Origin of the sequence: Falsiroseomonas sp. HC035, assembly GCF_050563525.1 — a bacterium.
Lineage (GTDB): Bacteria > Pseudomonadota > Alphaproteobacteria > Acetobacterales > Acetobacteraceae > Falsiroseomonas.
The window spans coordinates 15,074-32,929 of the sequence record NZ_JBNXUN010000027.1; the positions used below are offsets into that span (position 1 = coordinate 15,074).

Consider the following 17,856-nt stretch of genomic DNA (forward strand, 5'->3'; position numbering starts at 1 on the left):
CAAACATGTACAGTGCGACGGACACCTTGTTGAACTGTACTGGTCGCGGGAGCAGGCCAGTCACACGCTTCTGGGGGGTTGAACACGCGATGATCCCGATCCGAGTAAACCCGCAGGACCCACGCCCACTGGTCGACCAGATCGTTGGCGCCATCCGTCAACAGGTCGACGACCGGTGTCTGCGCGCCGGCGCCCGCCTGCCGTCGATCCGCAGCTTCTCCGAGGCCTTCGGGGTCAGTCGCTTCACCACCGTCGAATCCTATGACCGGCTGGTGGCGCAGGGCTACCTCGAGGCCCGGCGCGGCGCCGGCTTTTTCGTCACGCCGGTTCGCGAGGAAGCGGGACGTCAGCCGCCGCAGGACGGGCAGAAGCGCAACGAGGAGCTGGTCTCTCTGATCCGCCGGCTGCTGCAGGCGCCGGACGGAACCATTCTGACCGGTGGCCCGTGGCTGCCCAATGCGTGGATGGACGAGATGGGCATCCGGCAGAGCCTCGGCGCGCTGGCGCGCAAGAACGGCGCGCACCTGATCGAGTACGGCAATCCCCTCGGCTACCTGCCGCTCCGCGAGCATCTGGCGTTGCTGCTGTCGGAACAGGGGATATCAGTCGGTGCCTCGCAGATCGTGCTGACGCAGGGGACCAGCCAGGCCCTGGACCTGATCATGCGGCACTTCGTTCGGCCAGGCGATGCGGTGCTGGTCGACGACCCCGGCTACTACAACCTGTTCGGCAATCTGCGGCTGCACGGTGCTCGGCTGCTCGCCGTGCCACGCAATGCCGACGGGCCCGACGTGACGGCGCTGGAGAGGCTCGCCACCGAGCACAAGCCGCGTATCTACTTCACGCAATCCGTGCTGCAGAACCCGACATCCACCAACATGAGCCCGCACGTCAGCTTCCGCCTGCTGCAGATCGCGGAGCGGTGCGACTTCCTGGTGGTGGAGGACGACATCTTCTGCGACCTGCAGGTCAAGCCTACACCGCGCCTGGCGGCGCTCGACCAGCTCAGGCGGGTGATCCATGTGCGGAGCTTCTCGAAGACGCTGTCGGGCAGCCTGCGGGTCGGGTTCCTGGCGGCGCACCAGTCCATTGCAAATGACCTGACGGACGTGAAGATGCTGTCGAGCATCACCAGCTCGCAGTTCATGGAGCGCCTGCTGTACCTGGTCCTGGTGGATGGCCATTACCGTAAATTTCTGGCGCAGCTTCACGGCCGGCTCGGGGAGGCAAGGCTTGAGGCGATCCGCGCCTTCGAGCGCGTTGGGATGCAGCTGTTCGTCGAGCCGGAGGCCGGCATGTTCCTGTGGGCGCGCTTTCCACAGGTGGAGGACGCGCTGGTGCTGACGGACAGCGCGTCGTCGCAGGGCATCATGCTGGCGCCCGGCTTGGTGTTCCGGCCGCATCTGGAGCGGTCGCCATGGATGCGGTTCAACGTCACAGCCTGCGCGCATCCGCAGGTCCTGCGATGGCTGGAACAGTCGGCGGCGACGCCAAACATCGGGTAATTCAGACGGTGGGCGGATAGCACCCCATGTGCTCCGTTCCCTGCCAGCACGACCAGTCAGCCCGCGATGTTGCAGCGCAACCCGGTCGGACGGAGCCTCAACATCCAGCGATCCTGAACGAGACAAACGTCGCGGGCGCCTCGCTCGAGCAGGCCGCGAGCGCCACTTTCCGCGCCGCTGGGACCGTCCGCTAAGGAAGCGGCAAACCCAGGATCGTCCGGGAGTAGGGCTGGAGCGGTCGTTGGGTCTGGCGGCTAGGGCAGAGCGCCGCTTGATCCTGCCGAACCTCGACGGCGACTGAGCCCATGCCCGCATTTCATCACGATAGCGATAGATTTAGGCACTCTGGGTGCGCCGCCCCATTTCTGACTTAACTAAAGATCAGTGAGCTCTGACGAAATGCGGAGGCACGTAACCATGCAAGCCAGACAGAGCCAATCTTCTACTTCTTTTGCGTCCCATGGGGTCATCTCCCGTCGTAGACGTCTGCTGGCAGGTAGCTTGGCTGCGGCCTTTCTGCTTGCGGCCCCGATGCTGCCGATCTTCTCCTTTGCCAGCAGCCAAGCCGTTGCGGCCGGCGGCGGAGGCGGAGGCGGTGGTGGCGGCGGTGGCGGTGGCGGTGGCGGTGGCGGTGGCGGTGGAGGTAGCGGCGGAGGTAGCGGCGGCGGAGGTAGCGGAGGCGGCAGTGCGGGCGATTCAGGTCCGGGTAACAGCGGTGGCGCCGGGAACAGTGGCAATGCTGGGAACAGCGGCAATGCCGGGAACAGTGGCAATGCCGGGAACAGCGGCAACGCCGGCCGCGGTGGGTCCGGCGGCCAGGCCGGTCGCGCGGGCAACCAAGGGCCAGGCCGCGGCCCGGCCGACCCGGCCGGTCGCGCCGGAGCTCCTGGCCAAATCGGCATGCCGGCGGATCGGGCATCCCTGTCCCGAGCACTTGGCGCACTGAATGCAGCGCATGCGTCGCCTACCGCACGGGCCAACGCAGCATCGAATTCCCGTGTCGGACAGATCGCGTCCTATGAACAGGCGATGCGTGCGGCGATTTCCCTTCCTGCCACCAATCTCGCAGAGGAGCAGGCTCGGGCCGTGGCAATTTCCCGCGCGCGCAGCCAACAGCTCAGCGCCGCAGCCAACAGGAGCCTGACGCCGGCCGTTGTTGCTCAGGTCGACAGCCTGCTTGGCCTGCCGGCGGTCGACCCTTCGCTTGGCACGGCCCGTCGGTAAGGGTCAGGCGCAAAGCCCAACCCGGGGTGACGCGCAAAGCCGAACAGCCCGTCGCTCACCCCGCCCCGACGGTAGGATGCGCGGCCTTGGTCTTGTTGGCCTCTTGGTAGAGCAGGCGGGTGGCGACGAGCCCGGCCCGCTGCCACGCATCAGCCGAAGTTGGCTCTGCAGAGTGTCAAGGCACATGGGGTCAGTGGTCCGAATGGCGCCGGCGAGAGCACGCTGCTGCGTCTGCTCGGCCGCCACCTGCAAGCTAGCAGCGGCAGCATGCGCTTCGGCGGCCGGCCGGTCGGCGCCTGGCCAAGAGCGATCTATGACGGTCTCGGCTTCTACGCTGCGGATACCGACGGAAGTCGGCCACCGTTTCCGGAATCACCGGCCGCTTTGCGTCGGAACACGCAGTTCGCCGACGCCGCCAAGGTCGGCAGCGCACCAGCCTGCGGGCCATCCGCGACTTGGACGACATGGCGCTCCAGCTCCGCCGCGTCCGCGGCCTGCGGATGGCCGGCATGGTGGAGTATGAGGCCGTGCGGGCCGGGTTGCGCGCCGGCTGCCCTCTCTACTCGACGGTTGCAGAAGGGCGACGTGCGGCCGCTGAGGAACCGGCTTGCGGCACTGGAGGACAGCTGCGCCAGGCGGGGCTGTCGCTGCGAAATCACCAAGTGTAGCTCAAAGTGCCGAGCACGGTCCGGCCGGTTCCGTAGAAGCATGCCGAGGCGCTGTCGCAGGTGGCGACATAGGTTTCGTCGGTCAGGTTGCTGGCGCTCAGGTTGAAGCGCATCCCGCGCAGCGAAGGGCCCAGTCGCTCCAGGTCGAAGCGTATCGCGGCGTCGAGCAGCGTCACGGAAGGGACCAGGCCGGCATTCGCGTTGCCCACCGGCGTGTTGCCGACATGGCGCACGCCCGCGCCGAGGCCGATGCCGCGCAGCGCGCCGTTCCGGAAGCTGTAGTCGCCATAGACGCTCGCCGTGTGCGCCGGCACGCCGTTCGGCCGGTTACCGGCGGTACCGTCATTGGCCTGGGTGATTTCCGCATCAAGGTAGGTGTAGGAGCCGAGCACCCGCAGCGCCGGGGTTACCTCGGCCACGGCCTCCAACTCGAAGCCGCGCACCCGCACCTCGCCGGTCTGCACGCGGAACAGCCGATTTGCCGGATCCGAGGTCAGCACATTGCTCTGCGTGATCTCGAAGGCGGCGGCCTGCACGAAGCTGTTGCGGCCGGGCAGCTGGAACTTCACACCGACCTCGTACTGCTCACCCTCGGTCGGTCGGAACGCCGCGCCGGATGCGGTCGTGCCGAGCTGCGGCTGGAAGGACGTGGTGTAGCTGGCATAGGGCGCGAGGCCGTTCGGCGCGAGATAGACGAGCCCGACACGCCCGCTGAACGCCGAATCCTCCGCCGAGGTCGTCACGCCGCGCAGGCGGCTCTCGGTCTCCGTCGTAGTCCAGTCCTGCCGCCCGCCCAGCGTCAGCACCCAGTTGCCATAGCGCATCTGGTCCTGGACATAGAGGCCAAGCTGATCGCGTGTTTGCAGATCGTTCGACAGCGGCGATAGCGCGGTGACGACGTTGCCATAGACCGGGGCGTAGAGATCGAGCGGGGTGCCGACCGCACCGAACTGCGCATTCTCGAAACTGGCACGCCCATAGTCGAGCCCGGTCAGCAGCGTGTGTCGCACGGCGCCCGTGGCGAAGCGTGTCTGCAGCTGCGTGTCCACCTGGAAGGTCGTGGATTCGCGCCGGCTTTCATAGGCGTAGCGGTTCAGCGTCCGGCCATCCGGCTGCACGCCGAGCCCGTAGGTCTGCCGCCAATCGCCATCGACATGCCCGTAGCGCAGGTTCTGCCGCACGGTGAAGGTCTCGTCGAAACGGTGCTCGAACTCGTAGCCCAGGCCGTATTGTCGGCGGGTGAAGACATCGAAGGACGGCTCACCGGTGAAGCGGGACCGCGGGATGCGGCCGAAGGCGGAGGGGATGACGGTCCCGGAGAAGGGCAGGAACTCGCTGCCCAGCGTCTCGTCATACTGGTAGTGCGACAGCAGCGTCAGCCGCGTATCGGCGCTTGGGCGCCAGGTCAGCGCAGGGGCGATGAAGGCGCGGTCATCCGGCGTGACGTCGACCTGGGTGTCGGATTGCCGCAGCAGTCCGGTCAGGCTGTAGGACCAGGTACCGTCCTCCGTCAGCCGGCCGCTGCTGGTGAAGGCACCCTGCAGCCGGTCATGCGAGCCGGCCGAAAGCCGCACCTCGCCTTGCGGCGTGTCGGTCGGGCGGCGCGAGACCAGGTTGACGATACCGCCCGGCGCGTTCTGCCCGAACAGCACGGAGGCCGGGCCGCGCAGCACTTCCACGCGTTCCAACCCCCAGGCCTCGGGCTTTCCGGTCAGGGCACCGGCATCGAAGCGCAGGCCGTCGAGATAGACGCCGTCGGTGTGCGCGGTGAAGCCTCGCAGCATGAACCAGTCGTAGCGGGGGTTTTCGCCGTAGTTGTCGCTCCGTACCCCGGCCGAGTAGCGCATGGCCTCGCTCAGCCCCTGCACCTGGCGCAGGTCCATCTGGTCGCGGGTGATGACCGAGATCGCCTGCGGCGTCTCGGCCAGTGGCGTTTCGGTCTTGCTGCCGGTGGTGGCCGTCGGTGCCGCAAGGCCACGCGACCGCTGGCCCGCGGCGAGGCCCTGCACCTGGACCAGCGGCAGGCTGACGGCTTCGCCGGTCGGTTCGTTGGCAGGTTCGGTCTGGCCCTGGGCCGCAAGGATCGGCAGGCCGAACAGCGCGGTGGTGCAGAGCAGGCGGGTCAGGCGCCGGTCGAATCGCATGAAGAGCCTTGGGGTTCGAGGGTCCAAGGCGCCTTAATGCGACTGCCTCGCATTATCATCAACCCCCGGCGCCCGGTTTTTGCGCAGACGCGGACAGGCGCGGCAGCAATCCTGCCCAGGCAACCGGAACAGCAGGCAGCAATGCCGGCGCCAGCGGATGCCGTCGCGGCTCTCCGGCTCGCAAACCGGGGCGTGAAGGGGGTTCGGCGTGCCGTCCGGGCAATCCGGCGCCTGGACCAGCGCGAGGGACGCCCTGGCATGCGGCAACCCCGCGTCCACCATCCGGCGTACCGCCCAGTCGGCGTAGACGCCGGCATTGTTCCAGAGGATGCGTGGCGCCAGCCGCGTCTCCGCCGACAGCGCCTCCACCACCGCCGCGACATGGTGGCGGACCAGGGGTGCGAAACGGCGGAAAGGGCAGGCTTCCGCTTCGACCCGTCCGGCATGCGGCAGCGCGATGGACCGTGGCAGCCCCTCCGGCCCCAGCAGCACGGCGGTTTCCGCAAGGTTGAGGGGCAGGCTCCGACCGTCCGCTACCCCGCACAACAACACCGGCGGGATCAGCTTGGCAAAATACCAGCGCGACCACAGCGAAGCCAAGGCGCGGGGGTCGACCTCCGGCCGGTGCCGCCATGCCGCCGCCAGCAGCGTGGCGCCGCCGCCGGCCTGCAGCAGCAGGCTGGCCGGCAGGGCGCCGGGCGCCGGCAGCGGCACCAGGCTCTCGACCAGCGGCGCCTGGTCGCCCCGCAGCAGCGGGAAGCCCTTCATCTTGCGCCCCGCGCCAGCAGGGCCATGAGGTAGGGCCCACCGATCAGCGCGGCGATCAGGCCGGCCGGAAGCTGATAGGGAAAGGCGACGCTGCGACCCAGCAGATCCGCCAGCCCCATCACCAGGGCGCCGATCACGGCAGCACCGGCCAGATGCGGCCGTGGGGCGTGCAATCCGATCAGCCGTGCCAGATGCGGCGCCATCAGCCCCACGAAGCTCAGCGGCCCGACCATCAGCGTGGCTGCGGCCGCGAGCATCGCGGCGGCCAGCACCAGGACCAGCCGTGCAGCCTCCGGCCGCAGCCCAAGGCCCCGCGCCACGCCATCGCCCAGCGGCAACAGCGTGAGCCAGCGGCCGGCCAGCAGCAGCGGCGGCAGCAGCAGCGTCGCCGCCCCGACCGCCAGCACCGCGTCCTCCGGCCCAAGCCGTGCGGTGGAGCCGGTGAGCCAGGCCAGCAGCGGGATGGCGCGCGGATCGCCAGAAGCCTGGAAGGCCGAGACCAGCGCGTGGAACAGCGCGGAAAGGGAAACGCCCGCGAGCAGAAGTCGCTCCGGCGCCAGGGCACTGCGCCGGGTCGCCAGCAGCAGCAAGGCCAGTGCCAGCCCCGCCCCTCCCGAGGCGGCGAGGAGTTGCAAGGCCTGACCCGGCGCCGGCACCGCCACCAGCAGCACCGCCAGCCCGAAGCCCGCACCGGCGCCGAGGCCCAGCACCTCCGGCCCCGCCATGGGATTGCCAGTGATCCGTTGCAGCAGCGTGCCCGAGGCGGCCAGCATCGCCCCGGCGGCCATCGCGGCCGCGAGCCGCGGACCGCGCCAGGGCAGCAGGGCCGACCACTCCCCGCCCGTCGCCAGCCACCAGCCCTCCGCCCCGCGACCCAGGGCGAGCGCGAGCCAGATCAGGCCGGGCAGCGCCAGCCCCAGCCCCAGCGATGCCACGAGCAGCCAGGGACGATCCAGCCGCCGGGGCAGGCTGCCCACCGTGGCGCTGGCCGGCGCCAGGCTGCGCAGCCTCGGCAGCAGCCAGAGGAGCAGCGGGGCGCCGAGCACCGCCGTCGCGGCGCCGGCGGGCAGCAGATCGCCGCGGACGCCCTGGCCCAGCTGCACAAGCCCATCGGCCAGCCAGAGCAGCGCGGCGCCGAAGCCGGACGACCACAGCATCAGGCCGCCGACGCCGCGAACGCTCAGGGCCCGCGCCAGGGCCGGCGCCCCAAGCCCGACGAAGCCGATGACGCCGACCTGCGCCACGACTATGGCCGCCAGCCACACCGCCAGCGCCAACGCCGCGAGCCGCCCAAGCGTCAAGGACAGGCCGAGCGATCGCGCGCTGGAATCGTCGAGCCCGAGCAGCGTCAATGGCCGCCGCAGCAGCCAGGCCGCCAGTCCCGCCGCGGCCAGGCGCGGCGCCAGCGACAGCACCGGGTCCCAGCCAGACTGGGTCAACGACCCGGCGCCCCAGATCAGCAGGGAAAGCAGGTACTCGCCGTTCATCAAGATCAGGGCGGCTGAGAGTGCGGAGGCCGTCAGCCCCACCACCAGCCCCGCCAGCACCACCGTCGTGGGTGCCAGGCCACGCCGCCAGGACAGCGCCGTCACCAGCGCGAGCGCCAGCGAGGCGCCGACCATCGCCACCACCTCCCGCGATGCCGCCAGCAGCCAGGGCGCCCAGAGCAGGGCGGCGCCAAGCGCAAGCTGGGCGCCGGAGGAGACGCCGAGGGTCAGGGGAGAGGCGATCGGGTTGCGCAGCACGCGCTGGAACACGACGCCGGATAGCGCCAGCGCCGCGCCGCACAGCAGCGCGACACACAGCCGTGGCAGCAGCGCGTGGCGCAACACGGTCTGGCCCATCGCCATGGGGTCCGGATCGGTCAGCGCCTGCCACCACTGCGAGGGCGGCACGGCCTCCGCCAGATGCAGCCCGCTGAGCGACGCGGCCAAAAGCAGCAGGGCGCCCAGCACCAGCATCGGCCGGCCCGGCATGGCCCCCGGCGGCCGCAGCAACACCGCGTCAGCCATCCGCCAAGCCTGCCGCCAGCAGATCGGCAAAGCGCATCGCGCTGGGCAATCCGCCGAAGGCCCAGCAGGGCGGGAGCAGCGTGACGCGCCCCGCCCGCACCGCCGGAAGGGCCTGCCAGATCGGATTGCGCGGCAGGCTCGCCCGCAGGTCCGGCGGCATCGGATCGAGCAGCAGGAGTTGCGCCTCGGGCGACACCGCCAGGTGCTCCACGCCGACCGTCGCGAAGCCCCAGGCGCTGGTCGGCGCCGTCCATCCATTCACTAGGCCGAGCCGCGCCAGGGTGGCGCCGAACAGGCTGTTGCCACCATAGACCCGCAGATGCCGCTGATCGACGAAACCGGCGACCAGCAGGGGCCGCACCCGGTCAAGCCGCACCGCAGCGGCCGCGAAGACCGCGGCGGCCTCGGCCCGCAGTGCCGCCGCCCGATCCGGTCGGCCAAGCCGCCGGCCAAGATCCATGACGATGTCGAAGGACCGCTCCAGCGGGTTGCCGCCGGGCTGATAGGTGGCGAAGGAGGCGACTGGCGCGATGCGTTCCAGCCTCGGCAGGAACGGCGCGAATTGCGGGGTCGTCAGGATCAGGTCCGGTGCCGCCCGGTGCAGCGCCTCGAGGTTCGGCTCGCCGCGCAGGCCCAGGTCGATGACTCCCGGCGGCATCGCCGGTGCTTTCACCCAGCGCGCGTAGCCATCCAGTTCTGCCGCCGCCACGGGCACGACGCCCAGCGCGAGCGCCGCCTCCGCCAGCCCCCAGTCGATCACCGCAAGGCGTGGCGCTGCCTTGGACAGGGCGGGCTGCGTCGGCATCACGGCCAGGGCGGCCAGCAGGATCCGGCGCGGGATGACGCGTATCACTGCAGGTAGCCGATCGGCTCTCCCGTCGCAGGATGCGCCAGTACGCCCATCGGCACCTTATAGAGCCGCTCCAGCAGCGCCGGCTGCATCAGGTCGGCAGGGGCGCCGCGCAGCAGCGCCTGCCCCGCCGACAGCGCCAGGATGCTGTCGCAATGCCGCGCCGCCATGTTCACGTCATGCAGCACGATGACGACGCCGGTTCCGTCCTCCCGTGCCAGACGGCGGATCAGTCCGAGGATTTCCGCCTGATGCGCCAGGTCGAGCGCCGACGTCGGCTCGTCCAGCAGCAGGAAACGCGCCTCCTGCGCCAGCATCATGGCGAGCCAGGCTCGCTGGCGCTCTCCGCCCGAGAGGCTGTCCACCTGCCGCCTGGATAAGACCTGCACGCCGGTGCGCCGCATGGCCGCTTCCACCGCCGCGTGGTCCCGGGGCGTGAGCCGGCCCACCGCCCCGTGCCAGGGATAGCGGCCCAACGCGACGAGTTCCTGCACGAGCAGGCCGTCGGAGGCCGGCAGTGCCTGCGGCAGGTAGGCGACGTGACGGGCGAAGTCGCGGTTGCCCCAGGCGCCGATCGGCCGACCGCCGAAGCGGATGCTGCCGCTGCCGGCCAGCAGGTGGCGGCCGAGTAGGCGAAGCAGCGTGCTTTTGCCGGAGCCGTTCGGGCCGATCAGCCCATGCACTTGGCCGGCACCGAGGCGCAGCGTCAGCGGGCCGAGCAGGGTGCGCCCGCCGATGGCAAAGCTGACGGCGTCGAGATCCCAGCCGGGATCTGGGGCATGCTGCAGGGGTAGAAGCATGCACTGCCCCTACATCAAATGCGACTGATACGCAATTGCGATGAGGGCTTTGAAATGATTGGGCGCTAGCTGTGATCCTGCCCCTAATTGCCTCGTTTATGAGCAGAGGCGGAACAGCTTCTTGTGGTTCAGCCGGTGCTCATCCCGCGCCAGCAGGATGTGCAGGCGCTGATAGCCAACCGTCGGCGCTTACTCGCCAGTGCCCGCAGCCGAACCCTGACCTCGCCGTCGCCGGCGCGCTCAGTCTCCTCGATCGGTCAAATGCCTGCTTTCCTCCGCAAGCCGGCGTCAGAAGTTGTTTGCCTCCGTCCGGCGCAGTGCGCCCAGCAGTCCGGAGATCAGCTCAACCCGAAGCACCTGTCGAATGGAAAGAACGCGACCACGTCCCGGGTCCGTAGAGTACCCGCGGCCGCGCTAACTCGGAGCAGGCCTCCCGCCAACTATATCCCTCTAGGAATACGAACCGCCTGACCGCCGCGTAGGTCTCCACCACGAACATCTCCCGGCGCCCCACCCTGATCCCTCAGGGTAGGCCGCCTCCCACTGGCCGGGTTTTACTCCGCCCGCAGCCGCACTACGCCGCCGCTCCAGTGGCCGACTTTCCCTCCGCCGCACACACGATGAACACCGCGATCAGCGCAAGGCCGATATTGAGCGGGCCGATATCCTTCTGGTTGGTGGAGAACATCCACCGGTTCCCGAAACCCGGCTTGTGGCCGTGGACGGCGTGGGCATTGTCCATCCTCGCGTCTCAATCGCGGAATGGTTGGCGGTGCAACGCACAGGCCAGCGGCGCCTGCGCGCGGAGCCTGCTCAAGAGTCAAAGATTTCGCTGATCGTCCGACCTACGATGCATGGCCCGGCTCCGCTGGAGCGACCGGCAGAATTGATTCAGCTCCGCCCCTGGATGCCACCCACTCGTGATCGCGGCACCCGTCGTCGCCTCCGGAAACGGCGCACCCAGACCACGTCGACCTATCGGCGTGGTGCAAAAGCCACGGTAGGCCCAGCAACGAGCGAGTCAGATCCATGAAAGAGCTGAAGGAAATGCTAGTGAGCCAGCTTCGCGATGCGTACAGCGCGGAGAAGCAGGCCATCCAGGTGATGCGCAAGATGATGCGCAAGGCGAGCGAGCCAAAGCTGCGCGAGGGTATCGAAGCGCACATCGCGCAGAGCGAGGAACAGCGCGACCGCGTCGAGGAGGCGCTCGGCAAGTTGTCGGCGCGACCGGGCCGCAAGGTCTGCGAGGCGATGCGTGGCCTGGCCGAGGAGGCTCAGCATGAGGCCGAGGAATTCGGCAAGGGCCCGATCCTCGACCTGGTGATCGTCGCTGCGCAGCAGCGGATCGAGCACTACGAGATCGCCTCCTACGGCACCATGGCCGAGCTTTCCGAAGCCATGGGTGAGATGGAGGTGGCCAAGCTGCTGCGAGCGATCCTGGATGAGGAGAAGGCGCAGGATGAACGGCTGACGTTCGTGACGCGCGACTCGATCCTGCCAGCGGCCATGAGTGAAGAGGAGGGTGACGAGGAATAGCGGTCGGCAGATTGCCGCTCGCCTGCCGAACCTGAACACCTGGCCTTGAGGAAGCGGGCTGAGCGGAGGAGGCCCCAGTCATGTTGCGCGACGAAGCGGGCACCATGTCTCGCAACCTAATGCTTTCCGCCGAATCTGGTCTGCGCGACAGCGTCGTCGAGCGCGTTCGTGACATTCTGAGTGTCACGAGCGTTGCCCTGCACGTCAGAGCTTCCGTAAATCCGCTCGGCGACGTCACCAGCATCCAAGCATCGGATGAGGCAACAGGCGCCACCCTGTTCGCCGATGCAGGCTACGCGCACGGGGCACCCTCTTTCAGAACACGCGTGGTGAGATGCTGTAAAGGTACGCGCCCATGTCTCGCGCCTCGGCTTCGTTCACCCCCAGGTCTGGCATCGCTGTCCGAGGATCGATGCTGCGTGGATCGCGGATCCAGCGAATGAGTAGGTCGGGCTGGTTGATGGCACGCCCGGCGATGAAGCTGCGCTGAGCCAGACCAGACAGGTCAGGTCCGACATTGCCCATGGCGCCGGACACGCCCGGGATGCGATGGCAACCGCCGCAGCCATGACGCAGCAGCGCGGCCTGGCCCGCCTCCGGGTCGCCGCCCACGCGCTCCGCGGCAAGGATGCGGCGGCGGTCCTGCTGTTGCCATTGTAGCGTCGGAAGCGCCACTGCCGCGACGGCAATGCCGGAGACCATCAGGAACAGCATCCACTTAAGACTGGCGGGCATGGACCGCCTCCGTCCCAGGCCGCAGCGCCAGCCCCAGCAGCACGAGCGCCGCACCGGCATGCACCAGCCCGCCCGGGACCCACATCAGCAGGCCGGCGAGCTGCTGGTCCTCCGCCGGTGTGAGGCCTTGAGATGTGAGGCCCTGAGGTGTGAGGCCGAGCCGCGCATAGGTGGCGTACCAGGGGCTCGCCGAAATCGCCATCAGCGCGCCGAGCGCGCCGGAGACGATGGAGGTGGCGAGCAGGCAGAGCGCCGCCAGGCCGCGCCCGGCGAGCGTCGGCGGACATCTTCTCAGCATGGCGGCCCAGAAAGCGAGGCCTGCGAGCAGGAAGGACAGGTGCTGCGCCGCGTGCCAGGCCGGATGACGCAGCGCCAGCTCGAACAGCAGCGGTGCGTGCCACAGCCAAAGCACCGCAGCCTGGGCCAGCGTGGCCGCCACTGCCGCCGTTGCGGCAAGCCGTAGCCGGCGCACCGGCGGACTGCGCAGCATTCCGGCAAAGCCGGCACGCGCCGCGCCGGGCAGGCCCCATGCAATCACACCGAGCGGCCGCCCCAGCACCAGGGCCGGCGCCGCAAGCAGCATCACCACTTCATGCTGCAGCATATGCGCGGAGAAGGAGACATGGCCGGCAGCGGCGAGCGGTGAGACCAGCGCCACCGCCAGGACCGCCCAGCCGAGCGCAAGCATGGCGAGCCGCCGGCGCAGCGCGACGAGGCCGCGCGGCGAGGCGCGCCGTGCCAGACGCAGCCCGCCGAGCGCCGCCAGCGCCCCGCCGACGGCGAGCGGCAGCACCACCCAGGGCTCGAAGGTCCAGGGCAGGAGGCTGGCGGTAGACGACGCCGCATGCGCCAGGGGCTTGCCCGGCATCAGCAGGATCGCCGCCAGGGCGGCTAGCGCCAGCATGGCGGCTCGATAAGGGTGGCCAGGGCCTGCAGCAGGATGGCCAGCGAGAAGACCGGGGCAACGCCGAGCGCGATACGGGCAAGAAGACGCGGCGTCTCCTCGGCCTCCGCGGATCCGCGTGAAGCGGGCCAGGCAATCCAGCCCGCCGCGGCGCAGAGTGCCAGCGCCACGCCGCCGGCGAGGGGCCCGACCGGCGGTCCGCCCGTGCCGCAGGCGAGCCGCAGAGCGAAGCCGAGCCCCTGCTGGAAGGCGAACCAGGCCAGGGGCGGCAGCGCCAGCGCGACCCCGATCGCCACTGCGGAGCGCCGCGCGGTCATGGCCCACTCCCCCAGAACCGGGGCATCCAGTAGGCCAGCGCGTAGAACGGAAGCCAGGTGAGCACGACGAAATCCCAGTACAGGCAGTTGTCCACCGCGCCGCCGAATTGCTTGTCCTCCACCTCGCCACGATAAAGCCACGCCAACTGCACCGCCGTGTCGCCGACATCCGTGACGAGGTGGATGGTGTGCAGCACCATCAGCAGCCAGATCGTCGAGCCGTAGGCGCTGTCGTACCAGCGCACGTTGAGGTGCATCAGTTCGAGCGCACGGATGCCGATCAGCAGCAGGCCGATCGCCGTCATCAGCAGCATCCCGCGGCGCATGGCGGGGAGGTCCCGCGCCTCAGCCTGCTTCGCCAGCCGGCGGTTTGGCCATTCGCTGGCCAGCAGCACCAGGGTGAAGGCCAGGCCGAAGGCTATGTCGGGCGGCGGCGTTCCGGCGGGCGGCCAGCCAGCGCCCTGCGTGGCGAGGTAGAGCGGCACGACGGCGGCGAGGGCGAAACCTATGCCCTCGATGACCATGAAGCCGAGGATGCCCCAACTGTTCAGGTTGCGGGAATCGACGAGGTTGTCCGGCAGCCCGGACAGGTCGCCCACGACCTCCGGCGCGTCGGACCGATCAGGCGCGCTCATCGGGGGCCTCCTTCGGACGTGGCCAGAACCAGCCGACCAGCGCTGCAGCGAGCGGAAGGGAACCCCAGACCACCGCCCAGGGCGTGAAGATGCTGCCGACGAAAAGCACGGCAGTGCCGAGCGCCGTCAGCAGCGGCCAGATCGAAGGACCGGGGCTGTACTGGCGGTATTCCGGCTCAGCCTCGCCGGGCGAGCTGACCAGGACCTCGCGCCGCGTCTCGCCGACACCGGTCATGGCGCGCGGCGCGTTGTCCCAGCGTGGGGTGAGGCTGCCAACCACCGGCGTCGCGGCGAAATTCCAGGGCGGTGGGGGGGAGGGCGTGGACCATTCCAGCGTCGCGCCGCCCCAGGGATCGGCACCAGCCCGGCGCCCGTTCCACAGCGAGAGCACGGCGTTAACGACCATGATCGCCGCACCGGCGGAGGCGACCAGCACTCCGGCGGAGACCACTAGGTTCAGCGTTCCCCAGCCCGCCGCCTCAGGATAGGTGTAGATGCGCCGCGGCATACCCATCAGGCCGAGCAGGTGCATCGGGAAGAAGCCGATGTTGAAGCCGGCGAGGATCAGCCAGAAGGAGATCTTGCCCCAGCGCTCCGACATCAGCCGCCCTGTCCCCTTCGGATACCAGTAGGCCAGCGCGCCAAAAAGCGGGAAGATCGCGCCACCGATCAGGACGTAGTGCAGGTGGGCGACGACGAAGTAGGTGTCGTGCAACTGCAGGTCGAGCGGCGCCGAGGCGGTCATGATGCCCGAGAGGCCGCCGATGGCGAAGGTGACGACGAAGCCCAGCACCCAAAGCAGGGGCGTCGCATAGCGCGGGCGTCCCGATGCGATGGTGCCGATCCAGCAGAAGATCTGCAGCCCGATCGGCACGGCGATGGCCATGCTGGCCGCGGTGTAGAAGCTCGCGCCCAGGCGCGGCAGGCCGACGGCGAACATGTGGTGCACCCAGAGGCCGAAGGCGAGCAGCCCGACCGAGACGATGGCCAGCACCTGCACCGCGTGGCCGAACACCGGGCGCCGCGAGAAGGTCTCCACGATGGCGGAGATGAAGCCCATCGCGGGAAGGAAGATGATGTAGACCTCCGGGTGGCCGAAGAACCAGAACAGGTGCTGGAACAGCAGCACGTCGCCGCCGGCCTGCGGGCTGAAGAAATGCGTTCCCACCAGCCGGTCGGCGATGAGCAGGCTGGTTGCCAGCATCACCGCAGGCATCGCCAGCATCGTCATGAGCGAGGCCACCAGCATCGCCCAGAGGAACAGCGGCATGCGCGCCAGGGTCATGCCCGGCGGGCGCAGCTTCAGGATGGTGGCAACGATGTTCACCGAGGCGGCGAGCGCCGCGACCTCGGTGAAGGTGATCATCTGCGCCCAGATGTCCGCGCGCTTGCCGGGCCCATAGGCGGGGCCGGCAAGCGGCGGATACTCGAACCAGCCGAGATCGGGCGTGACGCCGAGCGCGTGCGGCACCCACAGCATCAGCACGCCGACGAGGTAGAGCCAGTAGCTGTAGGCGGCGAGGCGTGGGAAGGCGATGTTCCGCTGGCCGAGCATCAGGGGCACCAGCCACAATCCCATCGCCTCCATCACCGGGACGGAGACGAGGAACAGCATGGTCGACCCGTGCAGGGTGAAGGCCTCGTTGTAGCCCTGCGGGCCGAGCCGCTGCATCTCCGGCTGCGACAGCTGGATACGCATATCCATGGCGAGGATGCCGGCGACGACGAGCAGCAGCAGCGTCGTCACTAGGTAGCGCGCGGCGATGCGCTTGTGGTCGACGGTGGTCAGAAAGCCCCACAGGCCCGGCGAGTCGCGCCAGGTCGCCGCCAGTCCGGTCTCATCCGGTCGCAGACGGGTTGGCGGCGCGTTCATCACCGCAGCCATTCGAGGTAGCGCGCCAGCACGTCCGCATCCTCCGGCGCGAGCTCCGCTGCAGGCATGGAGGTGCCGGGCTTCAGCGCATCGGGGTTCAGGATCCAGCCATGCAGGTTGCCCCGGTTGTTCGGCAGCCAGCCGGCAGCGATCGAGCGGCGAGAGCCGACATGGGTGAGGTCGGGGCCGGCCTTACCCGCCGCCGCCGTGCCGCGCACCGTATGGCAGACGGCGCAACTGCCACCTTCCAGCACGGCGCGGCCACGTGCCAGCATGGCGTCGTCCGGTGCCGCCGCCGGCGCCGCCTGCGCGGCCAGCCAGCCAGCAAACTCCTCCTCCGGTGCGACACGCAGGTCGAGCGCCATCAACGCGTGCTGCAGCCCGCAGAACTCCGCGCACTGCCCGCGATACCAGCCGATGCGCCGCGGCGTGATGTCCAACAGGTTCACCCGCCCCGGGATCACGTCCAGCTTCCCACCCAGGTTGGGAAGCCAGAAGCTGTGGATTACGTCGGCGGCATGCAACTCGATGCGCGCTGTGCGGTCGGCGGGCAGGTGCAGCTCGTTCGCCGTCTCGATCAAGGCGCCGGTGGCGGGGTTGCGGTACTCGATGCGCCACCACCACTGGTGCGCGGTGACCCGGATGGCGATGGCCTCGCGGTCTGCCCGCGCCGAGGCCAGCGCCCGGTCCACCAGGAAACTTGCGGCGGCGAGGGTGGCGAGGCCGATCACGACGATTCCGGCCCAGAGCCCAAGGCCGGCACGCAGGCCGCGATCCAGGCCCGCGGCCGATGCCTCGCGCCCTACACCCTGGTTGTGCAGCGAACGCCAGATCGACCAGCCCAGGAAGCCGAGCATCAGCAGGTAGGTGCCGCCGCAGACCCAGAGCATTAGCTTGAACAGCCCGTGCAGATGCCCCGCCTGGTCGCCGGCGGGATCGAGCGCGGATTGCGGCCCGCCGCCGCAGGCGGCTGCCAGCAGGAGCAGCGCCGGGCCCGCGACCGTCCGCAGGACGCGCCTCATCCCCCCGCTCCTGGCTCGCGCTTCTGGTCCAGCTCCTGGCGCTGCCGCATCGGGGGGGAGTTGCGTTCCAGGTCCCGGACGTAGGCGGTGACCTGCCAGAGCGTTTCGACCGGCATGCGCGCCGCATAGCCATGCGAGTCCGGCCCTTCGGCTATGGCGGCGTAGACCTGATCGAAGCGGTTGCCATGGCGCCAGCGCCCATCGGCGAGGTTCAGCGCCGCGTCGGCCTGGGAGTCGCCGTGGCAGCCACCGCACTCATACCAGGTGAAGTAGCGCGCGCCCTGCGAGACCTGGAACCGGTTTTCCTGGTAAAGCGCGATGCGGCGGTCATCGGGGCCACTCGGCGACGTACGCGCACCCTCGCGGCCCACTGGCCGGTCCTCGGCGCTGCAACCGGCGAGGGTAATGGCCGCCAGCGTCAGCGCAGCTCGGTAAGGAAGACGTCGGTGCAAGGTCTGGCCCCGAATGCGTTCCGGCTTTGAACGATTTGAGCCGACGAGGGTTCATCTGCACGGCCGACAAGGCTGTAGCCTTCGGCTCCAGTGTTACCGGTCCGCGCCGCTCAATGCGGGGTGACCGGTACTCACAGAGTGATCCGGGTGGAATTTTAGTGGGCTGTTGCCGCTGCGCCTGCTCTTCAGCTCATCTGCAACCTGCCACAAACACAGTTTCCGGGGCGGCGGGCGGTAGCGTGGTGCCAGGTGCGGGCGAGCCCAGTTGTATTGTGGTGCCGTTCCTCAATATGCACCGGCGCCCTCCCGAGGGTGTTGAACACCTCGCCGCTTAGCAGTTCTCCTGCAGCTTGCCGTTGAAGGATTTTACGTAGCCGTTCTTCTCTAATCGTGGGCACGCGCGTCAAGCAG

Annotated in this window: 17 protein-coding genes and 1 pseudogene; 4 read left to right on the top strand and 14 right to left on the bottom strand. The window is 69.3% G+C overall.

All coding sequences use genetic code 11. The annotated features are described in order from the left end of the window. Nucleotides 1-89 precede the first annotated feature (89 nt). The 3 genes from ACLF3G_RS27375 (at nucleotide 90) to ACLF3G_RS27385 (ending at nucleotide 3,503) form a co-directional block, all read left to right on the top strand. The gene (locus ACLF3G_RS27375; RefSeq protein ID WP_430672553.1) at nucleotides 90-1,505 is read left to right on the top strand and encodes a PLP-dependent aminotransferase family protein; all 1,416 of its coding nucleotides are present in this window, start codon (nucleotides 90-92) and stop codon (nucleotides 1,503-1,505) included. A gap of 550 nt (nucleotides 1,506-2,055) precedes the next feature. Beyond that, nucleotides 2,056-2,451: a hypothetical protein gene (locus tag ACLF3G_RS27380; protein WP_430672554.1), complete on the top strand. Its 396-nt coding sequence runs from the start codon at nucleotides 2,056-2,058 to the stop codon at nucleotides 2,449-2,451. A gap of 437 nt (nucleotides 2,452-2,888) precedes the next feature. Then, nucleotides 2,889-3,503 carry an ATP-binding cassette domain-containing protein gene (locus ACLF3G_RS27385; RefSeq protein ID WP_430672555.1) on the top strand — a complete coding sequence of 205 codons (615 nt, stop codon included), beginning with the start codon at nucleotides 2,889-2,891 and terminating at the stop codon, nucleotides 3,501-3,503. Here ACLF3G_RS27385 and ACLF3G_RS27390 read toward each other — a convergent pair. From ACLF3G_RS27390 to ACLF3G_RS27420, 7 genes and pseudogenes are all read right to left on the bottom strand, one after another. Continuing rightward, complete coding sequence (locus ACLF3G_RS27390; protein WP_430672556.1) at nucleotides 3,385-5,541, bottom strand: TonB-dependent siderophore receptor; 2,157 nt, start codon at nucleotides 5,539-5,541, stop codon at nucleotides 3,385-3,387. The two genes, ACLF3G_RS27385 and ACLF3G_RS27390, sit on opposite strands and share 119 nt — an antisense overlap. A gap of 33 nt (nucleotides 5,542-5,574) precedes the next feature. Beyond that, nucleotides 5,575-6,309: a siderophore-iron reductase FhuF gene (gene fhuF, locus ACLF3G_RS27395; protein WP_430672557.1), complete on the bottom strand. Its 735-nt coding sequence runs from the start codon at nucleotides 6,307-6,309 to the stop codon at nucleotides 5,575-5,577. Then, nucleotides 6,306-8,321 (bottom strand): Fe(3+)-hydroxamate ABC transporter permease FhuB, encoded by a 2,016-nt coding sequence (gene fhuB, locus ACLF3G_RS27400; protein ID WP_430672558.1) that lies wholly within the window; start codon nucleotides 8,319-8,321, stop codon nucleotides 6,306-6,308. Before fhuB ends, fhuF begins: the two co-directional genes overlap by 4 nt. Continuing rightward, nucleotides 8,314-9,126 (bottom strand): ABC transporter substrate-binding protein, encoded by an 813-nt coding sequence (locus ACLF3G_RS27405; protein WP_430672559.1) that lies wholly within the window; start codon nucleotides 9,124-9,126, stop codon nucleotides 8,314-8,316. The genes fhuB and ACLF3G_RS27405 overlap by 8 nt, the downstream gene beginning before the upstream one ends. Nucleotides 9,127-9,170: 44 nt before the next feature. After that, nucleotides 9,171-9,971, bottom strand: a complete 801-nt coding sequence (locus ACLF3G_RS27410) for an ABC transporter ATP-binding protein (protein ID WP_430672560.1) — start codon at nucleotides 9,969-9,971, stop codon at nucleotides 9,171-9,173. Nucleotides 9,972-10,076: 105 nt separating this feature from the next. Continuing rightward, nucleotides 10,077-10,192 (bottom strand): annotated as a pseudogene (locus ACLF3G_RS27415) (IS3 family transposase); the annotation flags it as partial. Nucleotides 10,193-10,545: 353 nt separating this feature from the next. Beyond that, complete coding sequence (locus ACLF3G_RS27420; RefSeq protein WP_430672561.1) at nucleotides 10,546-10,713, bottom strand: hypothetical protein; 168 nt, start codon at nucleotides 10,711-10,713, stop codon at nucleotides 10,546-10,548. A 287-nt stretch (nucleotides 10,714-11,000) separates the two neighbouring features. Here ACLF3G_RS27420 and ACLF3G_RS27425 point away from each other — a divergent pair, with 287 nt between their 5' ends. After that, nucleotides 11,001-11,507: a ferritin-like domain-containing protein gene (locus tag ACLF3G_RS27425; protein ID WP_430672562.1), complete on the top strand. Its 507-nt coding sequence runs from the start codon at nucleotides 11,001-11,003 to the stop codon at nucleotides 11,505-11,507. 315 nt (nucleotides 11,508-11,822) lie between these two features. Here ACLF3G_RS27425 and ACLF3G_RS27430 read toward each other — a convergent pair whose 3' ends face one another. Genes ACLF3G_RS27430 through ACLF3G_RS27460 form a run of 7 tightly spaced genes read right to left on the bottom strand, consistent with a single transcriptional unit; the run spans nucleotide 11,823 to nucleotide 17,445 of the window. Beyond that, nucleotides 11,823-12,221 carry a c-type cytochrome gene (locus tag ACLF3G_RS27430; RefSeq protein ID WP_430672563.1) on the bottom strand — a complete coding sequence of 133 codons (399 nt, stop codon included), beginning with the start codon at nucleotides 12,219-12,221 and terminating at the stop codon, nucleotides 11,823-11,825. A 4-nt stretch (nucleotides 12,222-12,225) separates the two neighbouring features. After that, the gene (locus ACLF3G_RS27435; protein WP_430672564.1) at nucleotides 12,226-13,146 is read right to left on the bottom strand and encodes a cytochrome c oxidase assembly protein; all 921 of its coding nucleotides are present in this window, start codon (nucleotides 13,144-13,146) and stop codon (nucleotides 12,226-12,228) included. After that, entirely contained in the window at nucleotides 13,134-13,463 is a 330-nt protein-coding gene (locus ACLF3G_RS27440; RefSeq protein ID WP_430672565.1) for a hypothetical protein, read from the bottom strand. The genes ACLF3G_RS27435 and ACLF3G_RS27440 overlap by 13 nt, the downstream gene beginning before the upstream one ends. Continuing rightward, on the bottom strand, nucleotides 13,460-14,098 hold the full coding sequence (locus ACLF3G_RS27445) for a cytochrome c oxidase subunit 3 (protein ID WP_430672566.1): 639 nt from the start codon (nucleotides 14,096-14,098) through the stop codon (nucleotides 13,460-13,462). Before ACLF3G_RS27445 ends, ACLF3G_RS27440 begins: the two co-directional genes overlap by 4 nt. Beyond that, nucleotides 14,085-15,971 carry a cbb3-type cytochrome c oxidase subunit I gene (locus ACLF3G_RS27450; RefSeq protein ID WP_430672567.1) on the bottom strand — a complete coding sequence of 629 codons (1,887 nt, stop codon included), beginning with the start codon at nucleotides 15,969-15,971 and terminating at the stop codon, nucleotides 14,085-14,087. Before ACLF3G_RS27450 ends, ACLF3G_RS27445 begins: the two co-directional genes overlap by 14 nt. Continuing rightward, nucleotides 15,971-16,993 (bottom strand): cytochrome c oxidase subunit II, encoded by a 1,023-nt coding sequence (locus ACLF3G_RS27455; protein WP_430672568.1) that lies wholly within the window; start codon nucleotides 16,991-16,993, stop codon nucleotides 15,971-15,973. Before ACLF3G_RS27455 ends, ACLF3G_RS27450 begins: the two co-directional genes overlap by 1 nt. Beyond that, a complete protein-coding gene (locus ACLF3G_RS27460; protein ID WP_430672569.1) occupies nucleotides 16,990-17,445 on the bottom strand; it encodes a hypothetical protein in 456 nt (151 codons plus the stop codon). Before ACLF3G_RS27460 ends, ACLF3G_RS27455 begins: the two co-directional genes overlap by 4 nt. Nucleotides 17,446-17,856 lie beyond the last annotated feature (411 nt).

Bases quoted from the DNA above. Each gene is read 5' to 3' on its own strand.
- ACLF3G_RS27375 (WP_430672553.1), top strand. From the start codon at position 90: ATGATCCCGATCCGAGTAAACCCGCAGGACCCACGCCCACTGGTCGAC.
- ACLF3G_RS27390 (WP_430672556.1), bottom strand. From the start codon at position 5,541: ATGCGATTCGACCGGCGCCTGACCCGCCTGCTCTGCACCACCGCGCTG.
- fhuF (WP_430672557.1), bottom strand. From the start codon at position 6,309: ATGAAGGGCTTCCCGCTGCTGCGGGGCGACCAGGCGCCGCTGGTCGAG.
- fhuB (WP_430672558.1), bottom strand. From the start codon at position 8,321: ATGGCTGACGCGGTGTTGCTGCGGCCGCCGGGGGCCATGCCGGGCCGG.
- ACLF3G_RS27405 (WP_430672559.1), bottom strand. From the start codon at position 9,126: ATGCCGACGCAGCCCGCCCTGTCCAAGGCAGCGCCACGCCTTGCGGTG.
- ACLF3G_RS27410 (WP_430672560.1), bottom strand. From the start codon at position 9,971: ATGCTTCTACCCCTGCAGCATGCCCCAGATCCCGGCTGGGATCTCGAC.
- ACLF3G_RS27420 (WP_430672561.1), bottom strand. From the start codon at position 10,713: ATGGACAATGCCCACGCCGTCCACGGCCACAAGCCGGGTTTCGGGAAC.
- ACLF3G_RS27425 (WP_430672562.1), top strand. From the start codon at position 11,001: ATGAAAGAGCTGAAGGAAATGCTAGTGAGCCAGCTTCGCGATGCGTAC.
- ACLF3G_RS27430 (WP_430672563.1), bottom strand. From the start codon at position 12,221: ATGCTGTTCCTGATGGTCTCCGGCATTGCCGTCGCGGCAGTGGCGCTT.
- ACLF3G_RS27435 (WP_430672564.1), bottom strand. From the start codon at position 13,146: ATGCTGGCGCTAGCCGCCCTGGCGGCGATCCTGCTGATGCCGGGCAAG.
- ACLF3G_RS27440 (WP_430672565.1), bottom strand. From the start codon at position 13,463: ATGACCGCGCGGCGCTCCGCAGTGGCGATCGGGGTCGCGCTGGCGCTG.
- ACLF3G_RS27445 (WP_430672566.1), bottom strand. From the start codon at position 14,098: ATGAGCGCGCCTGATCGGTCCGACGCGCCGGAGGTCGTGGGCGACCTG.
- ACLF3G_RS27450 (WP_430672567.1), bottom strand. From the start codon at position 15,971: ATGAACGCGCCGCCAACCCGTCTGCGACCGGATGAGACCGGACTGGCG.
- ACLF3G_RS27455 (WP_430672568.1), bottom strand. From the start codon at position 16,993: ATGAGGCGCGTCCTGCGGACGGTCGCGGGCCCGGCGCTGCTCCTGCTG.